3 protein-coding genes and 1 pseudogene are annotated in these 4,880 nt (G+C 60.6%); all 4 read left to right on the top strand.

Annotated elements, in window-relative coordinates; translation table 11 throughout:
- Nucleotides 1-415: 415 nt before the first annotated feature.
- Nucleotides 416-597: pseudogene (locus AC0L28_RS34300) on the top strand (Tn3 family transposase); the annotation flags it as partial.
- Nucleotides 598-1,882: 1,285 nt separating this feature from the next.
- Nucleotides 1,883-2,053 carry a hypothetical protein gene (locus AC0L28_RS34295; protein ID WP_473482890.1) on the top strand — a complete coding sequence of 57 codons (171 nt, stop codon included), beginning with the start codon at nucleotides 1,883-1,885 and terminating at the stop codon, nucleotides 2,051-2,053.
- Nucleotides 2,054-2,771: 718 nt separating this feature from the next.
- Entirely contained in the window at nucleotides 2,772-2,963 is a 192-nt protein-coding gene (locus tag AC0L28_RS34290) for a hypothetical protein (protein ID WP_287202927.1), read from the top strand.
- Between the two features lie 716 nt (nucleotides 2,964-3,679).
- On the top strand, nucleotides 3,680-4,159 hold the full coding sequence (locus AC0L28_RS34285; protein ID WP_473482888.1) for a ProQ/FINO family protein: 480 nt from the start codon (nucleotides 3,680-3,682) through the stop codon (nucleotides 4,157-4,159).
- The last annotated feature ends 721 nt before the right edge of the window (nucleotides 4,160-4,880 follow it).

The raw sequence follows: 4,880 nt of genomic DNA, 5'->3' as shown, positions 1-4,880 counted from the left end.
ATAGCGCACACAAATAGGCACTAAGCGGGGCAGGAACTGAGCTCGCAAAGCTTCGGTTTTTGGATCATGTTTCTCCTGATTTAACTGAGAGCGTGGGCCGATTCCGTACGACCACTAGTCTGGCAGACCGGCGCCTCCGGGTTCGCGATGAGCGCATCATCCTCCCAACTTGTCGTTGCCCCCAGTTTCTATCCAGTTTTGAGTTCGTTTCCGGCGTGGGTTATGCCCTGGTGGGCGGGTGAGGCGACGGGCGGTGGCGTGGGTTGGGGTGTCGGTCGAAGCCGAAATTCAACGCCGTAACCCCGACCATTGGCCAGACACGCTTTTGCTGCGATCGGCGCCGGATGCGCCTGGTACGTCAAACCTGGTCGGGCTGACCGAACGGATTGCCTTCCTGCGCAAGCTGGAAATCGACCTTCATCTGGCGGCATCGATCAACACCGGTGCGGTTGTGCCCTCGACGACCTTGAAAAAGCTCTCGGCATCACAGAAGGAAAGCCAACTGGCCAAGCTCTTCGGGAACTCGGCCTCATCGAGCGGTCGCTCTCCATGATCGAATGGTATTCGAGTCCGGCATTGCGCCGGCGATGTCAGGCCCGGTCGTCCCTGATGGCGCTGAGAGCAACGATTATGTGAAACGCGGTCGCAAACACGGCAGGCCGCCTGGTTCCACCGGGCTTGAGCAAGCGCCCACTGAGGCGCCCGCACCGGAAGTCGGGCGGGCATTCGTGGAGGTCGATCTGCGGCTGACGGAGAGTGACAAGAATCGTATCGCCGATGTCGTCACGATGCTTAGCGATCCCGCTGCGGCCGACCCCGGCCAACGAAGCTAGTTCATAGCGGCGGCTCTCTAGTCTAAGCCGAGGGATGCCTGACTGAACGGCACCCGATCGGGGCTGCGCAATCCCGACCAGCTGACGCCCGATCGGGCGCTCTCGTTGTGGCCGTCCCCACCGCCATGCAACATTTTCTACTTTGCTGGCGCCCCGACATTAGGACACCGGCCGGCGCTAGCCGCCCTGCATCGAACTGCGCCTGGTCAAGAACAGCGCGGCCTAGCGCGGAAGCGGGCCACAGGGTCGGGGCATGTTGCGATGCGTTCGCAGACAGTGCAGTGTTCTGCAAGTCAACAGCTCCTATATCGAGATGGCAGCGCCTCACGGAAGCGCGGGTTCTGCCGGCCGCATCGACCGCCGCGCCTCCGCAAAATCGAGCGGCGTAGAGCCTCCAATTCGCGGTGCCGCTGTCCTAGCCAGCGACGGTCGTGTTCGTCATCCCCGCGTTTCGCGTGCATCCGCCGCTGGCCCATCTAATGCGCGCTTCCCCCTGCGGACAGCAGACAGCGAAGCCGCCATGGCCGCGAAAATCTCGCAATGTCGGCTCGATCCCAGGTCCCGCCCGCCATTTTTGCGAGGTGATCCGTGCAGGTGCCGGTGGATCATGCAATCCATCCCCTGACCGCATCATTGCCATCGTCCTCCTTCAGCCGGCCGAGCCTCCCGACGCCGGATCGATTACGATACTCTCTGAAGAACAGTCTCTTTTAGAGAGCGTGACGGTCTGCGCCGTCTTACCGAGTTTCAGCCTTTGCCATCGCCTCCTGCCCTCCCGCCGCGCCTCACTCTTACCCTGCTCGCATCGCCTCACCTCACGCGGGAAAGGATGTCGTTAACATCATTCTGTGCGGCAAATGTCACAACGATAAGACAGAACGCAGAAAGGCCATGTTGGCGTCCTGCCAAGCAATGGGCATCAGGGATCCCGAGGCCTCAGTCATCCATGAGTTCGATTCCTGCAAGCGGGCCGGCTCTTTACCCGGCCTTCCCTGGCGCTTCGCGCGCAGGCACTTCGCCACGGTTACCTCCGATGTGGAGAAGCTGTCATGTCGCAATCCGCTGTCGGTCAGGACTGGCACACGGCCAACAAGGCGCGTTCGGGGCTGACACCCTCAAGCTCGGAGGGCATTCCTAGTAAAGTCGTTGCAGCTCCCGGCTTGAAGTCGGTGACCGGCTTAAGAAGGTTCCTGATCGCCGCACTGGGACATTATTCCTGACCCGCTCATTGGATCAGGCTACCCTAACGACACAAAAAGACTCGGCACAATCTGGGTGCCGGGTCTTAAGGTCACATGTGATTGGGCAGGTGCTGTGACGCTTCTTGGCTACGCCCCGCATGATTAACGAGCCGTTAATTGCGGGGCATTCCTCACTTCTATTCGGCGACAAGAGCGTCCAGATAGGTCTCTTGGCGCCGGGAATAACCGATATGTTCCGGACAGTGTGCCGGCGTTGTTGCGTTCATGGGTTCAATGGGTGATTGATCTCGCTGTTTTCGGTGTCGGTCAAAAGGGCGCGCTGCATTTTTCTTTCGCAAGCTTTCGCCCGTCAGCGAGATGTGATGGCGGAAGATCCTATCTAGGAACCAATGCCCGATCGCACAAACGGGAATCGGCTTCCGACTTGCTGTCCGCCTCGCCGCGATCTTCGCCACCCGGCTGATTGCCGCCGCAAGCCTGCGCGTGCCATCGCTCGACCGGCCAGAAACTCGGGACGGCTTATGGATGATGCTGGGGAAACATTCGCAGGGCTTGCTTGGCAACCTATTGCAGAGTCAACCGGGCCAGGGCGACATAATCAAGGGCTCTCGCATAAGACAAGCCGGTGTTTGGTCCGGATCAGCTGCGATTTAAATCAAATACGTCTAAGAATATTGACGATTGCGCGACCCTCACCTCGTAGACGGCTAACGCGGGCGGCAACTGAGAGGGTAAAATGACAAGCGATTTTTCCGCCGCGCGAGTGCATCTAGATCGAGCGTATCATTATCTGCGAGGTGATGACCCGATGAGCCGCAGGGGGCGCGAAGCCTTGGATTTGCTAATTGAGGCAGTTGCCGGCGAGGAGTTCAAGCAGCCGAGCCAAAACGCGGAGGTGCTAATGTTTCCGATTGGGCGCCGCTTCTGAGGCGATCCCCATAGTGGCAACCATGAACATGGTGTGCAAACCCTCAGAGTACTGCCCGTCCAGGCATGAGCCGAGTCGGGCAATCGAATGGGAGTCCGAAGCCTGTCGCTCACAGCCTTCCGAATTTCGCTGCGCTTGTTGTCATCGGCGGCAGCTATTCCGGAATGGCCGCCGCCCGGCAGTTCCGCCGCGCCCGCGCCAGGTTCTGGTGATCGACGCCGGGTTGCGGCGGATCGCTTTTTGCCAGCCATTCGCCTGCCTTCCTGTCCCAGGACGGCGTCGATCCGGCCGAGATCAGGGAACTGTCGCATGAGCAGCTTTCGCGCTACGCGACGCCCTGGTACGACGGAACGGCCGAACGGGTGAGGGGAGCCGCGACGCTTTCGGGTCCTACTTGCCGACGGTCCTCCGCGGAGGGCCGTCGAGTCTTTTTCGCTGCCGGCGTTTCAGATACGCTGCCAAGGGCTAATGGGCTGGCGGAGATATGGGGAAACAGCGTTCCACCGACCCTGCTGTATGGCTGTGAACTCCATCGGGACGGCTCGGCGTGATTGGTGCCGATCCTGCTCGGTCCACCAGGCACTTCGTCTGTCCGAATGAGGAGGCGCCCGCTGCTTTGCCCTGCGGGACGAATGCCCATTTTTCCATAATCATTGCATATATCAGTGCTAGGAAGGTCCGAATCGGGAAACGAAAACAATCGGGCGAGGCTTGTGATGTTGAGCGCTAGCCGAGGCAAATCGCCTGCACAGCTTTTCCGCTATCTATCGGCCAAGTGGCCCGCGGCGTTCAATCCGAAAGCGCCCAAGCCGCTCAAGATCGGCATCCATCATGACATTCGGGTGCTTGACGGCGAACTGTCTGGTGATGAATTAAGGAGAGCCCTCCTGGCGTATACCAGGATGGCCAAATACTTGGCGAGACTGAATGCCGGCGCCGCACGGGTCGATCTCGATGGCAAGCCGGCCGGCGTGGTCTCGGATGCGGACGCGGCGACCGCCAAAGCTTTGCTTTGCGCCCGCAAGGACAAACAACAGACCAAGCAAACGCCGGAGCCAAGGGTAGCGCCTCAAGCGCCACCCAAACCAACACCGAAGCGAAGCGCCGTCTTCAAGGCGAAGAATGCGGCCGACAGCCCGACCGGCATAGTCGTTGAGACGAAGCGTCGCCGGTCATTCCGAAAGCCGATGGCTTGATGGCCGTGAGGGATGGCTTGTGCCGACCGGGACAGCCCTGAGGGTCGGAGCGGCGCCCCGTGCCGATCCGAATTGCTGCAATCGCAATGGAGCTGCCGCATTCGTGCTGGCGAAAAACGGAGTGGTCGATCATCCCTTCTTCGAGATGAACGGAGGCCGGACGCTATTCCGATGGTCGTTCTGGCCACCCCTGCGACCGTTTTATCGTTCGGGGTGGCAGTCAGGTCGATGCCGACCCAGATTGACTGTGGCCGCTTCACGAGCCCACGTTTCTGTTGATCTCGACGACAAGGGGCGCTGCTGCCTCATGCTCTCGGCCACTTGGGGTGGTGCGAACTAGGCCGATTGCACGGTTTCGCCACCGCTCCCAGATACTCTTGAACGGTTTTCGAATACGTTGATTGTCTTTGAAGCAATGACGCCAGCGGCTCTCCGCGCCCCCGGCCCGCGCTCTCGCCCTCGTTGTCCTGCTTTCGCGACCATCGCTACTACGGCCGTGCGGCCGGCGTTCGCGCCGAACATTTCCGGCCGATCCGACTTCAAAGAAAAGGGCGGCATCGCTGCCGCCCATCGAGATTGTTGAGGTGCGTGGACCTTAGAAATCCATACCGCCCATACCGCCCATACCGCCCATGCCGCCGCCGGGCATGCCGCCGCCAGCCGACTCCTTCTTCGGAGCCTCCGCGATCATGGCTTCGGTGGTGACCAGCAGGCCGGCGAC

It is taken from the genome of Mesorhizobium sp. WSM4847 (assembly GCF_055811335.1).
The sequence above is the reverse complement of the archived record's forward strand: the minus strand, read 5'-3'. Positions and strand labels throughout refer to the sequence as shown.